The sequence below is a fragment of the Mycobacterium sp. genome, assembly GCF_036488105.1.
GTDB lineage: Bacteria > Actinomycetota > Actinomycetes > Mycobacteriales > Mycobacteriaceae > Mycobacterium.
On the sequence record NZ_DASXHW010000068.1, the window covers coordinates 1 to 21,376 of the forward strand.

At 66.1% G+C, this 21,376-nt stretch carries 19 protein-coding genes; 16 read left to right on the plus strand and 3 right to left on the minus strand.

Annotation, left to right across the window (positions count from 1 at the left end; translation table 11 throughout):
* The 7 genes from VGH54_RS03720 to VGH54_RS03750 form a co-directional block, all read left to right on the plus strand.
* A partial coding sequence (locus tag VGH54_RS03720) for an SDR family oxidoreductase (protein ID WP_331510589.1) occupies positions 1 to 526 on the plus strand: 526 nt, incomplete at its 5' end.
* 14 nt (positions 527 to 540) lie between these two features.
* Entirely contained in the window at positions 541 to 1,788 is a 1,248-nt protein-coding gene (locus VGH54_RS03725; protein ID WP_331510590.1) for an acyl-CoA dehydrogenase family protein, read from the plus strand.
* On the plus strand, positions 1,785 to 2,747 hold the full coding sequence (locus VGH54_RS03730; protein WP_331510591.1) for an alpha/beta hydrolase: 963 nt from the start codon (positions 1,785 to 1,787) through the stop codon (positions 2,745 to 2,747). Before VGH54_RS03725 ends, VGH54_RS03730 begins: the two co-directional genes overlap by 4 nt.
* The gene (locus tag VGH54_RS03735) at positions 2,744 to 4,330 is read left to right on the plus strand and encodes an acyl-CoA synthetase (RefSeq protein ID WP_331510592.1); all 1,587 of its coding nucleotides are present in this window, start codon (positions 2,744 to 2,746) and stop codon (positions 4,328 to 4,330) included. The genes VGH54_RS03730 and VGH54_RS03735 overlap by 4 nt, the downstream gene beginning before the upstream one ends.
* 96 nt (positions 4,331 to 4,426) lie before the next feature.
* The gene (locus VGH54_RS03740; RefSeq protein WP_331510593.1) at positions 4,427 to 5,251 is read left to right on the plus strand and encodes a short-chain dehydrogenase/reductase; all 825 of its coding nucleotides are present in this window, start codon (positions 4,427 to 4,429) and stop codon (positions 5,249 to 5,251) included.
* Entirely contained in the window at positions 5,251 to 6,741 is a 1,491-nt protein-coding gene (locus VGH54_RS03745) for an NAD(P)/FAD-dependent oxidoreductase (RefSeq protein WP_331510594.1), read from the plus strand. Before VGH54_RS03740 ends, VGH54_RS03745 begins: the two co-directional genes overlap by 1 nt.
* Positions 6,738 to 7,583, plus strand: coding sequence for an SDR family oxidoreductase (locus VGH54_RS03750; RefSeq protein WP_331510595.1), 846 nt, complete (start codon positions 6,738 to 6,740; stop codon positions 7,581 to 7,583). The genes VGH54_RS03745 and VGH54_RS03750 overlap by 4 nt, the downstream gene beginning before the upstream one ends.
* Positions 7,584 to 7,639: 56 nt before the next feature.
* On the opposite strand, the gene mntR is transcribed toward VGH54_RS03750, so the two are convergent.
* Positions 7,640 to 8,335, minus strand: a complete 696-nt coding sequence (gene mntR / locus VGH54_RS03755; protein WP_331510596.1) for a manganese-binding transcriptional regulator MntR — start codon at positions 8,333 to 8,335, stop codon at positions 7,640 to 7,642.
* Between the two features lie 79 nt (positions 8,336 to 8,414).
* Between mntR and VGH54_RS03760 the strand changes: the two genes are divergently transcribed.
* The 5 genes from VGH54_RS03760 to VGH54_RS03780 all read left to right on the plus strand — a co-directional run bounded on the left by VGH54_RS03760 (position 8,415) and on the right by VGH54_RS03780 (position 14,735).
* Positions 8,415 to 9,389 carry a bifunctional riboflavin kinase/FAD synthetase gene (locus tag VGH54_RS03760; RefSeq protein ID WP_331510597.1) on the plus strand — a complete coding sequence of 325 codons (975 nt, stop codon included), beginning with the start codon at positions 8,415 to 8,417 and terminating at the stop codon, positions 9,387 to 9,389.
* 120 nt (positions 9,390 to 9,509) lie between these two features.
* A complete protein-coding gene (gene rpsO / locus VGH54_RS03765; protein WP_331510598.1) occupies positions 9,510 to 9,779 on the plus strand; it encodes a 30S ribosomal protein S15 in 270 nt (89 codons plus the stop codon).
* Positions 9,780 to 10,104: 325 nt separating this feature from the next.
* A complete protein-coding gene (locus VGH54_RS03770) occupies positions 10,105 to 12,378 on the plus strand; it encodes a polyribonucleotide nucleotidyltransferase (protein ID WP_331510599.1) in 2,274 nt (757 codons plus the stop codon).
* Positions 12,356 to 13,708 carry a pitrilysin family protein gene (locus tag VGH54_RS03775; protein WP_331510600.1) on the plus strand — a complete coding sequence of 451 codons (1,353 nt, stop codon included), beginning with the start codon at positions 12,356 to 12,358 and terminating at the stop codon, positions 13,706 to 13,708. Before VGH54_RS03770 ends, VGH54_RS03775 begins: the two co-directional genes overlap by 23 nt.
* Before the next feature lie 4 nt (positions 13,709 to 13,712).
* Complete coding sequence (locus tag VGH54_RS03780) at positions 13,713 to 14,735, plus strand: nitronate monooxygenase (protein WP_331510601.1); 1,023 nt, start codon at positions 13,713 to 13,715, stop codon at positions 14,733 to 14,735.
* A gap of 1 nt (position 14,736) precedes the next feature.
* Here VGH54_RS03780 and VGH54_RS03785 read toward each other — a convergent pair whose 3' ends face one another.
* Both VGH54_RS03785 and ald read right to left on the minus strand, forming a co-directional pair.
* Entirely contained in the window at positions 14,737 to 16,179 is a 1,443-nt protein-coding gene (locus tag VGH54_RS03785; RefSeq protein ID WP_331510602.1) for an amidase, read from the minus strand.
* 27 nt (positions 16,180 to 16,206) lie between these two features.
* Positions 16,207 to 17,322 (minus strand): alanine dehydrogenase, encoded by a 1,116-nt coding sequence (gene ald / locus VGH54_RS03790; RefSeq protein ID WP_331510603.1) that lies wholly within the window; start codon positions 17,320 to 17,322, stop codon positions 16,207 to 16,209.
* Positions 17,323 to 17,390: 68 nt separating this feature from the next.
* Here ald and VGH54_RS03795 point away from each other — a divergent pair, with 68 nt between their 5' ends.
* The 4 genes from VGH54_RS03795 to VGH54_RS03810 form a co-directional block, all read left to right on the plus strand.
* On the plus strand, positions 17,391 to 17,906 hold the full coding sequence (locus VGH54_RS03795; protein ID WP_331510604.1) for an Lrp/AsnC family transcriptional regulator: 516 nt from the start codon (positions 17,391 to 17,393) through the stop codon (positions 17,904 to 17,906).
* 46 nt (positions 17,907 to 17,952) lie between these two features.
* Positions 17,953 to 18,873, plus strand: coding sequence for a metal-dependent hydrolase (locus tag VGH54_RS03800; protein WP_331510605.1), 921 nt, complete (start codon positions 17,953 to 17,955; stop codon positions 18,871 to 18,873).
* A 13-nt stretch (positions 18,874 to 18,886) separates the two neighbouring features.
* Entirely contained in the window at positions 18,887 to 20,668 is a 1,782-nt protein-coding gene (locus VGH54_RS03805; protein WP_414688632.1) for an SDR family oxidoreductase, read from the plus strand.
* A 7-nt stretch (positions 20,669 to 20,675) separates the two neighbouring features.
* Positions 20,676 to 21,376: ferredoxin reductase (locus VGH54_RS03810; RefSeq protein WP_331510607.1), on the plus strand; the 701-nt coding region annotated here is incomplete at its 3' end.

The window sequence follows — 21,376 nt, forward strand, 5'->3', positions numbered from 1 at the left end:
GTGGGACGCGGTGATCGCGGTCCACTTGAAGGGTCACTTCGCGATGCTGCATCACGCGGCGGCGTACTGGAAGGCGCAATCGAAAGCCGGTGATCAGCCCAACGCCGCGGTGATCAACACGGCCTCGGGTTCCGGTGTGACACTGCCGAACGCGGGCCAGGCCAACTACGGTTCGGCGAAGGCGGGCATCGCGGCGCTGACGCTGATCGCGGCCGAGGAGTTGGAGCGTTACGGCGTGCGGGTGAACGCGATCGCGCCGATCGCGCGTACCCGTCTCACCCTGGCCACCCCCGGCATGGGTTCGCTGATGTCCGAACCGGACGAGGGCGAGCTCGATCTGTTCAGCCCGGCCAACATCTCGCCACTGGTCGCCTACCTGGCCACCGAGAAGTGCCCGATCACCGGCAAGGTGTATGCGGTTCAGGGCGGGGCGATTTCGTCCCTGTCCGGCTGGCATGACGTCGACACCATCGAGACTGACGGTCTGTGGCTGATCGACGACATCGCCGCCAGGCTGCCGCAGTAACCAAGGAGCACAACATGTTCGAATGGTCCGACACCGACCTGATCATGCGGGACACCATCCGCGGCTTCATCGACAAAGAGATCCGGCCGAATCTCGACGCGCTGGAAACCGGTGAGATTTCGCCGTATCCGATCGCGCGCAAGCTGTTCAGCGAGTTCGGCCTCGATGTTCTTGCGGCCGAAGCGGTCAAGACGATGCTGGACAAGGAGCGGGCCAAGCAGGAGAAGCAGGAAACACACACCGAGAAGCGCTCATCGGGTGGGTTCGGCGGCCTGGGGGCACAGGCATCGATGGCAGCCGTGCTGGTGTCCGAGCTCGCCGGGGTGAGCCTCGGCTTGCTCAGTGCGGTCGGCGTCAGCCTTGGTCTGGGCGCGGGGACAATCATGAGCCGCGGCACGCTCACCCAGAAAGAGCGCTGGTTACCGGAACTCATGACGCTGGAGAAGATCGCGGCATGGGCGATCACCGAGCCCGACTCCGGCTCGGATGCGTTCGGCGGCATGAAGACGACCGTCAAGCGCGACGGCGACGACTACATCCTGAACGGGCAGAAGACGTTCATCACCAACGGGCCGTACGCCGATGTCATGGTCGTCTACGCCAAGCTCGACGACGGCTCCGCCGATCGGCGAAACCGGCCCGTGCTGACCTTCGTGCTCGACGCCGGGATGCCGGGGCTGGCCCAGGGGAAGCCGTTCAAGAAGATGGGCATGATGTCCTCGCCGACCGGCGAGTTGTTCTTCGACAACGTCCGGCTCTCACCCGACCGTCTGCTCGGCGAGACCGAACAGCACGGCGACGGCGACGGCCGGGAGAGTGCACGGGCCAACTTCTCCGCCGAACGCATCGGCGTCGCGCTGATGTCGCTGGGCATCATCAACGAATGCCACCGGCTCTGTGTCGATTACGCCAAAACCCGCACGCTGTGGGGCAAGAACATCGGTCAGTTCCAGCTGATTCAGCTGAAGTTGGCCAAGATGGAAGTGGCCAGGATTAACGTGCAGAACATGGTGTTTCAGACACTGGAGAAGGCGCAGGCCGGCAAGATGCCGTCGCTGGCCGAGGCGTCAGCGATCAAGTTGTACTCGTCGGAGGCCGCCACCGACGTCGCAATGGACGCGGTGCAGCTGTTCGGCGGCAACGGCTACATGGCCGAGTACCGGGTAGAGCAGTTGGCCCGCGACGCCAAGTCGTTGATGATCTACGCCGGCAGCAATGAGGTCCAGGTGACTCACATCGCCAAGGGCTTACTCGCCGGATGAACACCCGGACGGCAAAAGGCCTGCGGCGCAGCTCGATGGCCGCGGTCGACCGGCTCAGCTGTATTCCGATCTCGCGGCTGGGCTTCAACGTGATGCTCAATGTGCTGGTGTCACAACAGTGGCTGCTCGCGGCGCTGCGCCCGGCGGCTGATTACCTGATTTCCCGCACCGCCCCAGTGGTTCCCGGTATCCGGGTCAAGCGGGTTGCCGCGCCGGTGTCAGGGGAATGGGTCTGGGCGCGCGAGGCCGACGACGCTGCGGGCGTGGTGTTGGTGCTGCATGGCAGCGGCTACCTGATCTGCTCGGCGCGCACCCATCGCGGCTTCGCGTCGCATCTGTCCGCGTACTCCGGGATGCCGACCTTCGCCATTGACTACCGGCTCGCGCCGGAGCATCCGTTCCCGGCGGCAGAGGACGATGCGCTGGCCGCGTACCGCTGGCTGCTGTCGCAAGGGCACGATCCGGCGAAGATCGTCGTTGCCGGCGATTCGGCCGGTGGGCACCTGGCGGTCGGGCTTGCTTTGCGCCTGCGCACCGAGGGGTTGCCCGCTCCGGCGGCGCTGGCCCTGTTCGGCCCGCTGATCGATCCGTCGTACCGGTTGTGCATTGCCGATGCCCGTACCCGGCGTCAGCCGCTGGATCCCCGCGCGGCAGCGCGGGCCGTCGCACTGTACGTCGGCGACCATGATCCCGCAGACCCCCGGCTGTGCCTGCTGAATGCCGAGCTTTCGGACTTACCGCCGATCCAAATTCATTACGGCTCAAGGGAAGTGATGCGCGCTGACGCAGAGGCGTTCGCGGCGCTGGTGCTCGAAGCCGGTGGCCGCTGCGATGAGCACATGTGGCCTGGCCTGATGCACGGCTATTGGCTCTGGCCGCGCGACGGAGGTCTGACCAGCTTGCAGCTCGCCGGGCACTTCTTGCGCACGGCAGTCGCCGAAGCCAACACCGCATCGTGAAACTCCCCGACTTCGCCCAGGCACGCGACCGACTGGCCGCGGTACGAGTGCTGGCGCGTCGCGGCATGGTCGACTTACGCCGACCCGACGAGGCGGTGCGGGCGTTCATGGCCATCCGCCGCTATGGAGCGTTCGGCGGGCTGGTGGCAAACACCGCAGCCCGTTATGGAGACGCGCCGGCCATCACCGACGAACGCGGCACCATCAGCTTTCGTGAACTTGACGAAACGTCCAACGCGTTGGCACGTGGTCTGGCGGCCAAAGGAATTGGGGCCGGCGCAGTGATTGCAACACTGCATCGCAACAGCCGCGACGTCATGGTGACTGTGAGCGCGGCGAACAAGATCGGCGTTCGGACTGTGTTGATGAACACCGGCTTCGCCGGCCCACAGCTGGCCGATGTGTCCGCGCGAGAACACGTCAGCGCCATTCTGGTCGACGATGAGTTCGAGGACGTTCTGACCGCGCTGCCCCCGGAAACTTTGCGGTTTACCGGCAGCCGACAGGGCGAGCTGATTGACAATCAGTCGACCTCATCGCTGCCCGCCCCGCGGCAGCCGGGCGGTATGGCGCTGCTCACCAGCGGAACCACCGGCACTCCGAAAGGTGTGCCGCGCAACCGGATTGACCCGTCGCAATCCGCACAGCTACTCGACAGGATTCCCTGGCCGAGCGACGGCGCCTACTACATTGCCGCGCCGCTGTTCCACGCGACGGGTCTGGCGACCTGCGCTATGGGTCTGGCCCTGGGCAACCGTGTCGTGATGGCACGTCGTTTCGACGCTGAGGCGACGTTGGAGGCGGTCGCTGAGTATCGAGTGGGTGCCGTCGTGCTGGTACCGACGATGCTGCAACGCATCCTCGATCTGGGCCCTGACGTGCTGGCGAAATACGACACCTCGTCGCTGACAGTGCTTTTCGCCGCGGGGTCTTCGCTGTCGCCGGACCTTTGTCGCCGCACCCACGATGCGTTCGGTGCCGTGTTGTACAACTTGTACGGGTCCACCGAGGTTGCGGTCGCGGCTGTCGCGACCCCAGACGAACTGCGTCGTGCGCCCGGCACCGTCGGCCGCCCACCCGTCGGTTGCACGGTGGCGATCTACGACGAGAATCGCCGCAAGGTCACCGAACCCGGTCGCGTCGGAACCCTTTTCGTCTCCAGTGGCCTGAGCTTCGCCGGTTACACCGACGGCGCAAACAAAGAGATCGTTGACGGTCTGCTGGCGACCGGCGACACCGGGCACTTCGACGAAAGCGGCCTGCATTTCATCGATGGCCGCGACGACGACATGATCGTCTCGGGTGGCGAGAATGTCTTCCCGCTCGAAGTCGAGAATCTTCTTGTCGACCATGCCGAGATCGTCGAGGCTGCCGTAGTCGGTGTCGACGACGCCGAATTCGGCAAACGGCTGGCCGCTTTTGTGGTCAGCCGGCCCGATTCCGGCCTGGACGCCGACGGCGTCAAGTCGCACGTGCGCGCCCACCTGGCCCGGCACAAGGTCCCGCGCGAGGTGGTCTTCGTAAACCAGTTGCCGCGCAATGAAACCGGCAAAGTCCTGCGAAGGCAGCTTACCGGCAAGTAGGTGAAGGAGGATGACGGCCCGTGTCTGAAGATGTCAAATCGATGTGTGGGGTTTTCTCATTACCTGCGCTTGCGCAACGGTCATAGCGTCGTCATCGTGAGCCACAATCTCAATGGAAAAGTGGTGGTGATCACCGGTGGGGCTCGCGGCATCGGGGCACGGTTGGCCCGCAACCTCGTCGATGCGGGCGCAAGCGTCGCGGTGCTGGACCGAGATCTGGAATCGGCGCAACGGTTGGTGGCCGAGCTCGGCTCCGCCACCGCGGCATTCGAAACCGACGTCACCTCGGCCGAATCGGTGACGGCGGCGTGTGGCGCCGCCGCGCGACATTTCGGAGTGGTGGATGTCGTGGTCGCCAACGCCGGTATTGCCGGGCCGGGGTCGACCGTTGCCGCCGTCGATCCTGCCGAGTGGCGGCAGGTCATCGATGTGAACCTGGTGGGTGTCTTCCACACGATCCGGGCTGCGCTGCCGCACCTCAAGGCCCGCGCCGGATACGCCATGGTGGTGGCCTCCATAGCCGCGGTGATACCGGGGCCACTGGTCAGCGCGTACGTGGCGTCGAAGGCCGGCGTGGAGTCTTTGGTGCGTGCGGTGCGTATCGAAGTCGCCGGCGACGGAGTCGAGGTCGGTATCGCGTATTTCGGGTTGATCGACACCGGGCTCGCCGACCAAATGCTGACCCGGTCAGGGCTCGGGGTTGTGCTGCCGGGGCCGCTGGGCAAGCTTGCGCCGGTCGAGGTGGCGGCGGCGGCCATCACCTCCGGCATCGCGCGGCGCGCGCGACGGGTCTTCGCACCGTGGTGGGTCGGGCCGATGCTCGACCTGCGGCCGCTGCTGTTCCTCGCGGACCGGTTGCTGGCGGTGCTGCCAAGCGTTCGCCGGGTGATTCGCGCGGGCAACGATACGGAGGTGAGCTGATGCCGCAACGACAGCCGTCGGTGGGGATCATCGGGGCCGGCATGTCCGGACTGTGCCAGGCCATCGTGTTACGGCACGCCGGCATCACCGATGTGACCATCTACGAAAAGGCCGATGATGTCGGCGGAACGTGGCGCGACAACGCCTATCCGGGCTTGTCGTGTGATGTGCCGTCGCGGTTCTATCAGTTCACGTTTGCGATGAATCCGGACTGGACGAAGTTCTTCTCACCCGGGCCCGAGATCTTCGGGTACTTCCGCTGGCTGACGGACAAATACCAGTTGACCGATGTCATCCGCTTCGGTGTCGACATCGTCGACGCCCGATTCGCTGAGAGCCGTTGGCTACTCACTACTGCTGCAGGGGAGGAGATTTCGCACGACTTCCTTATCGCGGCAACCGGTGTCCTGCGCGTGCCACGCACACCTGACATCGATGGCCTGTCCGATTTCCACGGTCCTGTCATGCATTCCGCGCGATGGAACCACGCGGTCGATCTTGCCGGCAAGCGCGTCGCCGTCATCGGAACCGGGTCCACCGGTGTGCAGATCGTCTGTGGTCTGGCCGATTCCGTCGAGCGCCTCGACCTGTTTCAGCGCAGCGCGCAATGGATTCTGCCGCTGCCCAATCCCCGCTACCGTCGCTGGACGGCCCCCATGCATCGCAGGGCGCCGGTGCTGAGTTCGATCGCCTACTACGTCTACCACCTCGCGTTCGAGTGGTTGGCTCGCGCGCTGGTGAAACCGGGATGGCGGCGCCGACTGATGAGCAGCGCGTGCCGCGCCAATCTGCGTACCGTTCGTGACCCCGATCTGCGCCGCCGACTCACGCCCGACTACCAGCCGATGTGCCGTCGGCTGGTGATGTCGGCGGGCTTCTATCCGGCCATGCAGCGCCACAACGTGCAACTCGTCGACTCGGGCATCGACCACGTGGAACAGCGCGGCATCGTCAGCGCCGACGGCAGATTACATGAGCTGGACGCGATCGTGCTGGCCACCGGCTTTGATGCGCACGCTTTCATGCGACCGATGTCGTTGGTGGGTCGTAACGGCCTGACCGTCCAGCAATTGTGGGACGACGGACCCAAGGCATATCTGGGTGTGGCGTTGCCCGGATTCCCGAACTTCTTCATGCTGATGGGGCCGCACAGTCCGGTCGGCAACTACTCGCTGACCGCCATCGCCGAAGCACAGGCGGCGCACATCCTCGGCTGGATCCAGCGTTGGTGCGTCAACAAATTCGACGACGTCGCGCCTACCAAGCGGGCCACAGACGAGTTCAACGCGAGCATGCGCAGCGCCATGCCGGGCACGGTGTGGGCATCCGGCTGCACCAGTTGGTATTTGGGCGCCGACGGCCTGCCCGAACTCTGGCCGTGGACGCCGAAGGCGTATCGACGGCGCCTTGCCGGCACACCTAGTCTGCGTGACTACGAAACCAGCACATCGAATTCCGCGCTGCGTTCACGAGGGAAGTCGTCGGCATGAAGACAACATTGGACGGGCGGGTCGTCGCGATAACCGGAGGCGCACGCGGAATCGGACTGGCCACGGCAAAGGCCTTCGCGGCTGCCGGAGCCAAGGTGGCGATCGGAGACCTCGACGCCGACCTGGCCAAGCAAGTCGCTGCGGGCGTTGGCGGCGACGTTGTGGCGCTGCCTCTGGACGTGACTGCACCGCAATCCTTTTCCGCGTTCCTCGACGACACGGAGCGTGTCCTCGGGCCGCTCGACGTGCTGGTGAACAACGCCGGTGTGATGTTCGACGGCGAGTTCGTCGCCGAGTCACGATCCACCGAGGACAGGATGATCGACATCAACTTGCGTGGCGTGATTCTCGGCTGCAAATTAGCGGCGGAACGCTTCACCGGTCGCGGCGGCGGAAGCATCATCAACATTGCGTCGATGGCGGGAGTCGGCGGCTTTCCAGGCGTGGCTACCTACTGTGCCACCAAGTTCGGTGTGGTCGGCCTGACGTACGCACTGCGCGAAGAACTGCACCCGCACCGAATACACGTCAGCGCAATCCTTCCGGGGGTCGTGCGTACCGAACTCTCTGCGGGGCTCCAGCTCTCACCGGGAGTGGAGCACTTCGTCTCAGTAGAACCCGAAGACATCGCTGCGGCTGTGGTCGCGACTGCGCGGACCCACCGGGCAATGTCGTTTGTGCCGCGTCGGCTGCGACTCGTGCTGCGGACGGCGTTGTTGATGCCGGAACGCCCGCGCCGGTTCCTGGGCAGAGTCACCGGGACCGACGGGGTGTTCCTGCGAATGGATCACGCCACCCGGGACGCGTACAACGCCCGGATCGCCGCGAGCAGGGACGACTAGGAGCTGAGCCGTGCAGCACGCGGGCGGCCGCCCAGTGAGCGTCGTCGACGCGGACGCTAGCCCGCCACCATCCAAATCGCTTGGGCTGCAGGACTCCCCAGCTCGACCGTGGTGGGCCCGCCATCGGCGGATTCCACCGCGACGGAGATCATGCCGGCGAATTCGCGGCGGGTGAGCACCCGCAGTCGCGAATCGAGGTTGATGCCGATGCTGTCGAAGTAGCGCAGCATCTCGGGGTCTTTGTCGGATATCCGGGCCACGACGCCGGCCTCACCATCGGCGCATGACCACAGCTGGCGAGCGGGTGGGGTCGGTACCTGCCCGTCGGAGCCCGGGATCGGGTCGCCGTGCGGATCGCGCTGGGGGAAGCCCAGCTTGGCGTCGATGCGCGCCACCAGCCGGTCGGACACCGCGTGCTCGAGTACCTCGGCCTCGTCGTGCACCTCGTCCCAGCTGTACCCGAGCTCTTTGACCAGAAAGGCCTCCAGCAGCCGGTGGCGCCGGACCATGGCCAGCGCCGCTCGACGGCCCGACTCGGTCAACGTGACCGCGCCGTATTTCTCGTGGTCGACAAGGCCCTGCTCCGCGAGTTTGCGGATGGATTCCGAGGCAGTGCTGGCGGACACCCCGAGCTTCTCCGCCAGCATCTTGGTGCTGACTTTGGCATGCGACCATTCCTGGGCATTCCAGATCACCTTGAGGTAATCCTGGGCAACCGCGGTGAGCTCGTTGGGCTCGTCGGCAGGGCGCACAACGGAAGTTTAAGCAATCCTCATCTGATCTGCGGCTCTCGCACGACCGTGCGCTACCTAGCGCCGTAGGCTGAGGGTTGTGCAACGGTGGCGGGGGCAGGACGAGATACCCACGGACTGGGGCCGATGCGTACTCACCATCGGGGTGTTCGACGGTCTGCACCGCGGGCACGCCGAGCTGATCTCGCATGCGGTCAAGTCGGGCCGTGCCCGGGGAGTGCCGACGGTGTTGATGACCTTCGACCCGCACCCGATGGAAGTCGTCCACCCGGGCAGCCACCCCGCGCAGCTGACCACGCTGACCCGGCGCGCCGAGCTTGCCGAGGAGTTCGGCATCGACGTCTTTCTGGTCATGCCGTTCACGGCGAATTTCATGAAGCTCACCCCGGAGCGCTACGTCCACGAGTTGCTGGTCGAGGACCTGCATGTGGTGGAAGTCGTAGTGGGGGAGAACTTCACCTTCGGCAAGAAGGCCGCCGGCACGGTCGACACATTGCGCAGCGCCGGTGCACGACTCGGGTTCGCGGTGGAGGCGATGTCGCTGGTCTCCGAGCACCACAACACCGAGACCGTGACATTCTCCTCGACCTACATCCGGTCCTGCGTGGACGCCGGCGACGTGGTGGCGGCCGCCGAAGCGTTGGGCCGACCACACCGGGTCGAAGGCGTGGTGGTGCGCGGCGACGGCAGGGGGACCGAGATGGGCTTCCCGACAGCCAACGTGGCCCCACCGATGTATTCGGCCATCCCGGCCGACGGCGTCTATGCCGCCTGGTTCACCGTGCTGGGCCACGGACCGGTGACCGGAACGGTCGTGCCGGGTGAGCGTTACCAGGCCGCGGTTTCGGTGGGTACCAACCCGACGTTCTCCGGACGTACCCGCACGGTCGAGGCGTTCGTACTCGACACCGCCGCGGACTTGTACGGACAGCATGTCGCGCTGGACTTCGTCGCCCGCATCCGCGGGCAGGAGAAATTCGGATCGGTGGGCGACCTCGTCGACGCGATGGGCACCGATACCGAACGCGCCCGCAGGCTACTTTCTGCTGGCTGAACTGCGGATTCCGGTCGGAGCCGGGCCGCTGCTAGACTCCTCGGCGATACGGCGCGTGCTGCAGTTCGCGGCGGCCGCACCTTAGAAAGTTGATCGCGGACCTATTGATGGAGATATTTCGTGGCGCTTACCGCCGAGCAGAAAACAGAAATCCTGGGCTCTTACGGCCTGCACCCAACGGACACCGGGTCCCCGGAGGCCCAGGTCGCGCTGCTGACCAAGCGGATCGCTGATCTGACCGAACACCTCAAGTTTCACAAGCACGACCACCACTCGCGGCGCGGGCTGCTGCTGCTGGTCGGACGCCGGCGCCGTCTGCTCAAATATGTCGCCCAGGTCGACGTGGAGCGCTACCGCTCGCTGATCGAGCGCCTCGGCCTGCGCCGCTGACCCTCCCGCGTGGCTGGGAATCGCCAGGTCGGCGTGTAGAGTCAAGGTCGTTCTGGGCCCAATCGGCCCGAGCGAGGTACGGCACGCGCGAACCGCGCGCACCGTTCCAGCGAGGCACAACAGGACGTCGAAGGAAGACAAGTCTGTATCGCGCGGTCTTCGGTAGTGGCTGCCGAGCTCCCCAGATTGGGGTAGGTCGGCCGCTTCGATCGATGGCCGTCGCCGCATCCAGACTCTGCATCCGTCAGGTTGTCCTGGAACCCTCCGGGTTGCGCGTGCCTGCGCGAAATAGCTGAACAAATCCAGAGAGGCTGCACGGACGCACATGTCTGTAGCTGAAATTGACGAAGGCGTGTTTGAGACGACCGCCACCATTGACAACGGGAGCTTCGGCACCCGCACCATCCGTTTCGAGACCGGCCGGCTGGCCAAGCAGGCCGCCGGCTCCGTCGTGGCCTACCTCGACGACGAGACCATGCTCCTATCGGCCACCACCGCCAGCAAGTCCCCGAAGGACCACTTCGACTTCTTCCCGCTGACAATCGACGTCGAAGAGCGCATGTATGCCGCGGGACGCATCCCCGGTTCGTTCTTCCGCCGCGAGGGCCGTCCCTCCACCGACGCGATCCTGACCTGCCGCCTGATCGACCGTCCGCTACGCCCGACCTTCGTGTCCGGTCTGCGCAACGAGATCCAGGTCGTCGTCACCATCTTGAGCCTGGAACCCAAGGATCTGTACGACGTGCTGGCGATCAACGCCGCGTCAGCGTCGACCCAGATCTCGGGTCTGCCATTCAACGGCCCTGTCGGCGGTGTGCGCGTCGCGCTGATCGACGGTCAGTGGGTTGCGTTCCCGACCGTCGAGCAGCTCGAGAACGCCGTGTTCGACATGGTCGTCGCGGGCCGCAAGACGGCTGATGACGTCGCGATCATGATGGTCGAGGCCGAGGCCACCGACAACGTCATCGAGCTCGTCGCGGGCGGCGCGGGCGCGCCCACCGAGAGCGTGGTGGCCGAGGGCCTGGAAGCCGCCAAGCCGTTCATCGCCGAGCTGTGCAAGGCCCAGCAGGAGCTGTACGACGCCGCCGGCAAGGAGACTGCCGACTACCCGCTGTTCCCCGATTACCAGGACGACGTCTTCTACGCCGTGTCCTCGGTGGCCACTGAGGAGCTCTCCAAGGCGCTCACCATCGCGGGCAAGGAAGAGCGCGACGGTCGCACCGACGAGATCAAGCTCGAGGTGCTCGACCGCCTCGCCGAGACGTACCAGGGCCGCGAGAAGGAGATCGGCGCGGCGTTCCGCTCGCTGACCAAGAAGCTGGTCCGCCAGCGCATCCTGACCGACCACTTCCGCATCGACGGCCGTGGCATCACCGACATCCGTGCGCTGTCGGCCGAGGTCGCCGTCATCCCGCGCGCCCACGGCAGTGCGCTGTTCGAGCGTGGCGAGACCCAGATCATGGGCGTCACCACCCTCGACATGGTCAAGATGGCGCAGCAGATCGACTCGCTCGGGCCGGAAACGTCCAAGCGCTACATGCACCACTACAACTTCCCGCCGTTCTCCACCGGTGAGACCGGCCGGGTCGGTTCGCCGAAGCGGCGCGAGATCGGCCACGGCGCGCTCGCGGAGCGGGCCCTGATGCCGGTGCTGCCCAGCATCGAAGAGTTCCCGTACGCGATCCGGCAGGTCTCGGAAGCCTTAAGCTCCAACGGTTCTACCTCCATGGGCTCGGTGTGTGCGTCGACTCTGTCGCTGCTGAACGCCGGGGTGCCGCTCAAGGCGCCGGTCGCGGGCATCGCGATGGGCCTGGTGTCCGACGACGTCGAGGTGGAAGGCGGCGGCAGTGAGCGCCGCTTCGTCACCCTGACCGACATCCTCGGCGCCGAAGACGCATTCGGTGACATGGACTTCAAATGCGCGGGCACCAAGGACTTCGTCACCGCGCTTCAGCTGGACACCAAGCTCGACGGCATCCCGTCGCAGGTGCTGGCCGGCGCGTTGGCCCAAGCCAAGGATGCCCGGATCACCATCCTCGAAGTGATGGCCGAGGCTATCGACGAGCCGGACGAGATGAGCCCGTTCGCCCCTCGGATCACCACGATCAAGGTGCCCATCGACAAGATCGGCGAGGTCATCGGGCCCAAGGGCAAGATGATCAACTCGATCACCGAGGAGACCGGCGCGCAGATCTCCATTGAGGACGACGGCACGGTGTTCGTCGGTGCCAGCAACGGCGAGGCGGCGCAGGCCGCGATCGACAAGATCAACGCGATTGCCAACCCGCAGCTGCCCAAGACGGGCGAGCGGTTCCTCGGAACCGTGGTCAAGACCACCGATTTCGGCGCGTTCGTATCGCTGCTTCCGGGCCGCGACGGACTGGTGCACATCTCCAAACTCGGTAGGGGGAAGCGGATCGCGAAGGTCGAAGACGTCGTGAACGTCGGCGACAAGCTTCGCGTCGAGATCGCCGACATCGACAAGCGGGGCAAGATCTCCCTGGTGCTTGTGACCGAAGACGCCGGACCATCCGGCGACGGTGAACCTGCCGCCAGCCCGGAGACCGCGCCTGCCGATGCCGCGACGGCCAGCAGTTAGCTCAGGCACGCAGCCGCTGCGCCGCGGCCGGCACAGTTCTGAGCCGTCCGCGGCGTTTCGGCGCACCACGCTGCCCGGCGGTTTGCGGGTGGTCACCGAATACCTGCCCGGGGTGCGCTCAGCCTCGGTCGGGGTGTGGGTTGGCGTCGGATCGCGCGACGAGGGTGCCTCCGTGGCCGGTGCTGCGCACTTCCTGGAGCATCTGCTGTTCAAATCCACGCCGACGCGCACTGCTGTCGATATCGCGCAAGCGATGGACGCGGTCGGCGGTGAGCTGAACGCGTTCACCGCCAAGGAACACACCTGCTACTACGCGCACGTGCTCGACGGCGATCTTGCGCTAGCGGTTGACCTGGTCAGCGACGTGGTGCTCAATGGGCGCTGCGCCGCTGCCGATGTCGAGCTGGAACGCGCTGTCGTCCTCGAGGAGATCGCGATGCGCGATGACGACCCCGAGGACGCGTTGGCCGACCAGTTCCTGGCGGCGCTGTTCGGCGAGCATCCGGTGGGTCGTCCGGTGATCGGCAGCGTGCGGTCGGTGTCGTCAATGACGCGCGCCCAGCTGCATTCGTTTCATCAGCGGCGCTATACGCCCGAGCGGATGGTCGTCGCGGTGGCCGGCAACATCAACCATGACGAAGTGGTGACTTTGGTGCGCGAGCACTTCGGGCCACGATTGGTCCGGGGCCGCCACGCGATAGCGCCGCGCAAAGGCGCCGGCCGGGTCACCGGTCGCCCGCGGTTGACGGTGGCCAACCGGGACGCCGAGCAGACCCATGTCTTTCTCGGGGTGCGAACGCCGGGTCGGCACTGGCAGCATCGCTGGGCGCTGTCGGTGCTGAACACCGCGCTTGGCGGCGGCTTGAGTTCCCGCCTGTTCCAACAAGTTCGGGAGTCCCGCGGGCTGGCCTACTCGGTGTACTCGTCGCTGGACACGTTCTCCGACGCCGGCGCCTTGTCGGTGTACGCCGCGTGCCTGCCCGAGCGTTTCGCCGAAGTGACCCGGGTGGCCGCCGACGTGCTGGAGGAGGTGGCGCGCGACGGCATCACCGAATCGGAATGCCGGATCGCCAAGGGTTCACTGCGGGGCGGACTGGTGCTCGGCCTGGAGGACTCCAGTTCCCGGATGCACCGCATCGGCCGGGGCGAACTCAACTACGCTGAACACCGAAGTATCGACCGGACGCTGCAGGAGCTCGACGAGGTCACCCTGGACGAGGTCAACGCGGTGGCGCGCCAACTCCTCGGCAAACCCTATGGCGCAGCCGTTCTCGGGCCTCATCAATCGAAAAGGTCTTTGCCGCAACAACTTCGGAAAATGACGGGGTAGCGCGATGGTACTGGGCTTCTGGGATCTCGACGTGCCGATCGTGGGTGCGCCGATGGCAGGCGGCCCCGGTACGCCTGCCCTGGCGGCGGCGGTGTCCAACGCGGGCGGCCTCGGCTTTTTGGCCGGTGGCTATATCAGCGCTGATCGGTTGGCCAATGACATCGCGGCGGCGCGCGCCGCGACCACCGGCCCGATCGGTGTCAACCTTTTCGTGCCGCAGCCCAGCGTCGCCGACATGTACCAGCTCGACCATTACGCGGAGGCTCTCGACGAGCTGGCTGAGCATTACGACGTCGAGGTCGGCTACCCGCAATTCGGTGACGACGACGGGTGGCAGCTGAAGCTCGAGGTCGTGGCGGATCTGCGCCCCGAATTGGTGTCGTTCACCTTCGGCGCCCCCTCGCCGGATGTGCTGCGCAGGTTCGGCGCACTGGGAATGCTGCTCTTCATCACGGTGACGTCGGCGTATGAGGCGGGCGTGGCGCTTGCCGCCGGCGCGGACGGTCTGGTTGTCCAGGGGCCCGACGCTGGTGGGCACCGTGGCACGTTCGCACCGGACATGAGTCCCGGGACCGAATCACTCACCGAACTGCTGCAACGCATCGGCAAGGCCCATGACGTTCCGCTGATCGCGGCCGGTGGCCTCGGCAGCACCGAGGATGTCGCCGCGGTGTTGCGCAGGGGAGCGGTGGCCGCCCAGATCGGGACAGCGCTGCTGCTCTCCGACGAGGCCGGCACCAACGCCGCGCACCGCTCGGCGCTCGGGCATCCGCAATTCGACACAACCGTTGTCACCCGGGCGTTTTCGGGCCGGTACGCCCGCGGTCTGGCGAACGATTTTACCCGGATGCTCGACCAGATAGCGCCGCTGGGCTATCCCGAGGTCAATCAGATGACTTCGCCGATCCGCAGGGCCGCGGTGGAGCTGGAAGATCCGCACGGCACCAATCTGTGGGCGGGGACGGCATACCGGCAGGCACAAACCGGGTCGGCGAAGGACATTGTCGGCAAGCTCGGCCACGTATAGGTCAGCGACCGACGTCGGGAGTGCGGTGCGCCCACGGCCTGGCGGTTTCCAGCTGGCTGGCCACCCGGAGCAGAACATCCTCGCGACCGTAGGCGGCCACCAGTTGCACGCCGACCGGTAGCCCGGTGTCGGTCCACTCGACCGGCACATTGATCGCGGGCTGACCACTCATGTTGAACGGCGGCGTAAAGGGAATGAACTGGAACGCGCGTTCCACCACCTCCAACGGATTGTCGGGCTTGTTGGCGATGGCGCCCAGCGGCAGCGGAAGGTCGGCGACCGTCGGTGTGAGCAGCAGGTCCCAGCCATCGGTCCACCATGCCTGCAGCGCACGGCGGAAATGGGTGGCGGCCGAGAATGCCAGCGCATAGTCGACGGCGGTGAAATGGGCGGCGATCTCGGCCTGCGCGCGGTTCATCGGTTCGAATTCATCTGCGGTGAGCGGTCTTCCGACCTGTTCTTCGAATCGCCGAAGCCCGACGCCCATGTTCGTGCACCACAGCGTGGCGAAGTGTAATCGCAGCGATGTGTCGGCCAGGGCTGCGGGCCACGCCGGTTCGACGCGGTGGCCGAGCGATTCGAGCAGCGCCCCAACCGAACGGGCGGCGGCCGCGCACTCGGGCGCGACGGTGCCGCCCTGCGGGTGGTGGTCGAGCAGGCCGATCCGCAACCGGCCGGGGTCGGCGCCGAGCTCGAGGAGGTAGCGGCGGGCCGGAAGCGGCGCGATGACGGTATCACCGATGCCGGGCCCGCGGACCGCGTCGAGAAGCGTTGCGGTATCACGCACCGTGCGGCTCACGCACAGCTCGACCGACAGCGCGGTTTCGTCGCGGATCGGGCCGAGCGAGATCCGGCCCTGGCTGGGCTTGAGGCCGACCAGTCCACAGCACGACGCGGGGATGCGGATCGAACCGCCGCCGTCGCTGGCATGCGCGAACGGGACCATCCCGCTGGCGACCGCGGCTGCCGAACCGCCGCTGGAGCCGCCGGGCGACCGGCTGATGTCCCACGGGTTGTGGGTCGCCCCCCACGCGATCGGCTCGGTGGTCGGGACGCTGCCGAGTTCGGGGCTGTTGGTCCGTCCGGCGGTCACCAGGCCGGCGCCGCGGAACCGGCTCACCAGCGTAGTGTCGGCGTCCGACACCACCGACGCGTTCTTCAGCGCGACGTTGCCGTTGGTGATGGGCTGTCCGGCGTATCCGGCGAACAGGTCCTTGATGAGAAACGGCACGCCGCGAAATGGCCCGTCGGGTAGCGCAGCTCGGGCAGTGTCACGCGCGTGGTCGAACCAGCGAATCACCACCGCGTTGAGCACGGGATCGATGCGTTCGATCCGCTCGATGGCCGCGTCGAGTAGTTCGAGCGGCGTCACCTCGCCGTTGTGCACCAGGGCGGCCTGGTCGACCGCATCCATCCATTGGGTCTGATCGGCGAGGGAACTCACGCGGCTTGTGTAGCACGCAAACGCGTGTCAGATCAGCAGTTCCGTTGGGTCGGTGAAGGACAACCCCAAGTCAGCGGCCACCCGTCGGCACAACAGCGCACCGTCATGAGTCGAAAGCCCCTTGGCAAGAGCAGGATTCGAACGGCACGCGTCTTGCCAGCCATTGTCGGCGAGTTCGATGGCGTACGGCATGGTGGCGTTGGTCAAGGCATATGTCGACGTCTTGGGCACCGCTGCGGGCATGTTCGCGACGCAGTAGAACAGCGTGTCGTGCACCGCGAACGTCGGGTCGTCGTGGGTGGTCGGGTGTGAATCCTGGAAGCAACCGCCCTGGTCGATGGCGATGTCCACCAACACTGCACCCGGTTTCATCTGCCCAACAAGGGAATTCGATACCAGGGTGGGGGCTTTGCCGCCTGGCAGAAGCACCGCGCCGATGACCAGGTCAGCCTGCTTGACGGCTTCCTCCACCTCAAGGGCGGTCGAGTAACGGGTCTGCACCCGGCCGGCGAACATGTGATCGAGCTCGCGCAGTTTGTTGATGTTGACGTCGAGCACGGTGACCGCGGCACCCATTCCGATGGCAACCCGGGTGGCGTTGTATCCGGCGGTTCCCGCGCCGATGACCACCACCGCCGCCGGTTCGACACCCGGCACCCCGCCCATCAGCACGCCGCGGCCGCCATGAGTGCGCATCAGGTGATACGCCCCGACCTGAGCCGACAGTCGCCCGGCGATTTCACTCATCGGGGCCAACAGCGGCAACGCGCCGTCGAGGGTCTGCACCGTCTCGTAGGCGATCGAGGTGGTGCCCGCGGCAAGCAGGGCCTCGGTGCATGACCGCGAGGCGGCCAGATGCAGATAGGTGAACAGGGTCTGGCCGCGCCGCATGCGCGAGTACTCGATTGGCGTGGGCTCCTTGACCTTGAGCACCAGGTCGGCGCCGGCCCACACACCCTCTGCGGTGGCGATCAGCTGCGCGCCGGCGGCCTTGAACTCAGCGTCGGGGATCGACGAACCCTCGCCGGCGCCCGCCTGAATCAGAACCTCATGGCCGCGGCGGGTCAGTTCGGCAACCCCGGACGGGGTGATCGCGACCCGGAATTCGTTGTTTTTCGTCTCGGTGGGGATGCCGACCTGCATGCATCCAATTGTGAAGAAAGTTCAGCAGTAGTGCAAAGACAACGAAGACACCCCTTTATAATAAGCAAATGGCCGAAGGACTGACGGAATACCAGGATCGAGAGAGGCCGTCACCGAAGGATCTTCGGCCAGCGGATTTGGACCCTACCGACCGCAAAATCGTGAGCCTGCTCCATGCCGACGCCCGCATGACCAACAGCGCGCTGGCTGAAGAACTCGACATCGCCGCGTCGACCTGTCATGGCCGGGTGCGGCGACTCGTGGACTCGGGTGTGATCCGCGGCTTCTATGCCGATATCGACCCCGCCGCAGTGGGATTGCCGCTGCAGGCCATGATTTCGGTCAGCCTGCAATCGATGGCCCGCGGCAAAATCCGCGAATTCATCCAGCAGATCCGGCACCGGCCTCAGGTGATGGACGTCTACTTCCTCGCTGGCGCCGATGACTTCATCCTGCACGTCGCCGCGCGCGACACCGAAGATCTGCGCTCGTTCGTGGTGGAGAACCTCAATGCCGACGCCGACGTCGCGGGCACCCAGACGTCGCTGATCTTCGAGCACCTGCGGGGAGCCGCGCCCGTCTGACCGCGACGAGTTCCCGATACCAGGGGTACCGGGTATGCTCCTGCCAATGTTCACGGTCAACGACGAGGCTGTCGGTCAGCACCTGCCAGGGGCCCGGGCGTTGGCCGATCACGAGCGATTGGTACTCGAGGCGCGCGACGTCGCGTTCGACTGGGCGAAGCTGCCGTTTCACTACGTGCCCGGCGAGCCGTTCACTACCCACATGCTCAATGTGCTGCACCTGCTGCTGCCGGCCGGCGAAGAGTTCTTCGTCGACCTGTTCAAGCAGGCACTGCCGCTGATCAAGGACGACCAGCTGCGCCTCGACGTGCAGGGATTCATCGGCCAGGAGGCGATGCACTCGCAGGCGCACACCGGTGTGCAGGAGTATTTCGCCGCCAACAACATCGACGTGACACCGTTCACCGACCAGATGACCTGGCTGTTCGGCAAGCTCTTGGGCGACCGGCCCCGGTGGAGTGTGCGGCGCCAGCACAGCTGGCTGCTCGAGCGGGTGGCACTTGTCTCGGCGATCGAGCACTACACCGCGATCCTGGGCGAATGGATTCTGGACACCCCGCAGCACGACGCGATCGGCACCGACCCGGTGATGCTGGACATGCTCCGCTGGCACGGTGCCGAAGAAGTCGAGCACAAAGCGGTGGCCTTCGATCTGATGAAGCACCTGCGGGCCGGTTACCTGCGGCAGGTGCGCACCCAACTGGTCGTGACGCCGATGATGCTGTTGATGTGGATGCGCGGAGTCCGCTTCATGTACTCCGTCGACCCGCAGGTGCCGCGGGGCGCCAAGCCGCGCTGGCGGTACTACTTCCGGGCCGCGCGACGGGGTTTGATGCCAGGGCCGCTGCGCTTCGTGCGTGTGATCGGCGCCTACTACCTGCCGGGCTTCCATCCGTCCCAGCTGGGCGGGGTGGAGAAGGCGGTCGACTACCTGGCGATCTCACCCGCCGCGCGCGCATCGCACTGAGCGAGAGGAACCGATGACCACCGAATCGGCGGCTAGTTCAACCGTGCCGACCCGCACCACCGTGACCGCGTCCGACGGCGTCACTCTGGCCGTCCACGCCTACACCGAGATCGACCCGGGGCGGCCGACCGTGCTGGCCATTCACGGTTACCCCGACAACCATCACCTCTGGGACGGGGTGGCCGAGCATCTCGCCGGGCGCTATAACCTCGTCGCCTATGACGTGCGGGGCGCCGGCGAGTCCGCGCGCCCGGCGGGTCGGTCGAATTACCGCTTTTCCCAGTTGATCTCCGACACCGGCGCGGTGATCGACAGCCTGGGTGTCGGCCGGGTGCATCTACTGGCCCACGACTGGGGCTCGATTCAGTCCTGGGCCGCGGTCACCGACGAGACGGTGATGACCAAAGTGGCCTCGTTCACGTCGATATCCGGGCCGCACCTCAACTACGCGGGCAAGTTCTTACGGTCGGCCCGCACTCCACGCGGCCTCTTCGACGTGATCCGGCAGTTCTTCGCGTCGGGATACATCTGGTTCTTCCTGACCCCCGGCCTGCCGGAGCTGATGATCCGCTCCGGGGTGGGCGTGCGAGTTATTGACGCGTTTGGCCGTATCGGTAATTCCAGTACCCTTACCCGATCTATCGACACGGTGCGATCGACCGGCGACTACGTCAACGGCCTCAACCTCTACCGCGCCAACATGCCCGGGCCGTTTCTGGCGCCCGGTGCCAAGCTGCCCGATACCACCGTTCCGGTCCAGGTGCTGGTGCCCCGGATGGACATGTTTGTCACGCCCGCGCTGCAGCGGTTTACCGGTTCAATCCCATTGGGCAGCAGGGTGGTTCCGATCGAGGGCGGCCACTGGGTGGTGACCGCGCGTCCCGACGTCATAGCGCGACTGACCGGTGAATGGATCGACCGAGTCGTCGACGGCGCCGCTGCGGACAAACACAGCGCGGTGCGCACCGGTCCGCGCGATGTGCGAGGCAAACTCGCCCTGGTCACCGGTGCCGGTGCCGGGATCGGCCGCGCCACCGCCCTCGAACTGGCGCGCCAAGGCGCCGACAAAGTCGTAATCGTCGACCGTGATCTGGCTGCGGCGGAGGAGACCGCCGCGGCGGTCCGGAACGCCGGCGCCGGGGCGGCTGCGTACGAGGCCGATGTCAGCGACGAGAAAGCGATCGATTCGCTTGCCGCACAAGTCAACGACGAGCACGGCGTAGTCGACATCCTGGTGAACAACGCCGGAATCGGGATGGCGGGCCGATTCCTGGAGACAACGCCCGAACACTGGGACAACATCCTGGCAGTCAACCTGCGCGGCGTGCTCAACGGAAGTCGGTCGTTCGCAACGCAAATGGTCGACCGTGGACAGGGCGGCACCATCATCAACGTGTCGTCGGCTGCGGCGTTTCTTCCGTCGAAGTCGATGATCGCCTACGGTACGACGAAGGCCGCGGTGCTGGCGTTCAGCGAATCCCTGCGCGCCGATCTGGCCGACGACGGCATCACCGTCACCGCGGTCTGCCCGGGGTTCGTCAACACCAACATCGCCAAGAGCACGGTCTACGCGGGCATGTCGCCGGACGAGCAGGACAGCGCCCGAGACAAGGCCGACGTCGCTTACCGTCGTCGCAACTACACACCGGAAGCCACCGCCAAGGCGATCGTCAAGGCTGTCAAGAGCGGCCCGCCGGTGCTGCCGATCGCAGCCGAATCGCGAGTCGGCTACGCGATGCGCCGCATCAGCCCTTCATTGATCCGGCTGTTGGCCCGCTACGACATCCGACCTTAAGGCTATTGTGTCGCAGAGCATTTGGGCCAGTAGGCCCGCCGACATCTACGGCCGCCGCAAGCGGGACCGGCTCTACACGACGGTGTGGGGCCTGGGCGTGCTACTCGGCGGGTTGTCGTCGGCGACCCGATGGACGCCGTCGCGGGTGCTACCGGTGGGGCGCACCCATACCGCGGTCGTCACCAAACGCGAGATGCTCACCCCGGACGTGGTCGCGCTGACTTTCGCCGACCCGCACGGCGGCCTGCTTCCGTCGTGGACGCCGGGCAGCCATGTCGACGTGCAGCTGCCCTCCGGTCGCCGTCGTCAGTACTCGTTGTGCGGACCGCCCGGGCGGAGAACCGATTACCGTATTGCGGTGCGCCGCATCGCCGATGGTGGTGGCGGTTCGATCGAGATGCACGATGCGTTTCGGGTCGGCGACCCACTCGTGTTCGAGGGTCCGCGCAACGCGTTTTACCTCGGCGGCGACGAGCGTGACGTGCTCTTCGTCATCGGCGGAATCGGGGTGACGCCCATCCTGTCGATGATGCGGGCGGCGCAGCAACGCGGAATGAATTGGCGCGCAATCTATGCCGGCCGCAGCCGGGAATACATGCCGCTGCTGGACGAGGTGACCTCGCTGGCTCCGGACCGGGTAACCGTGTGGGCCGACGACGAGCGCGGCCGATTCGCCACGGCCGACGATCTACTGGTCGGTGCGACACC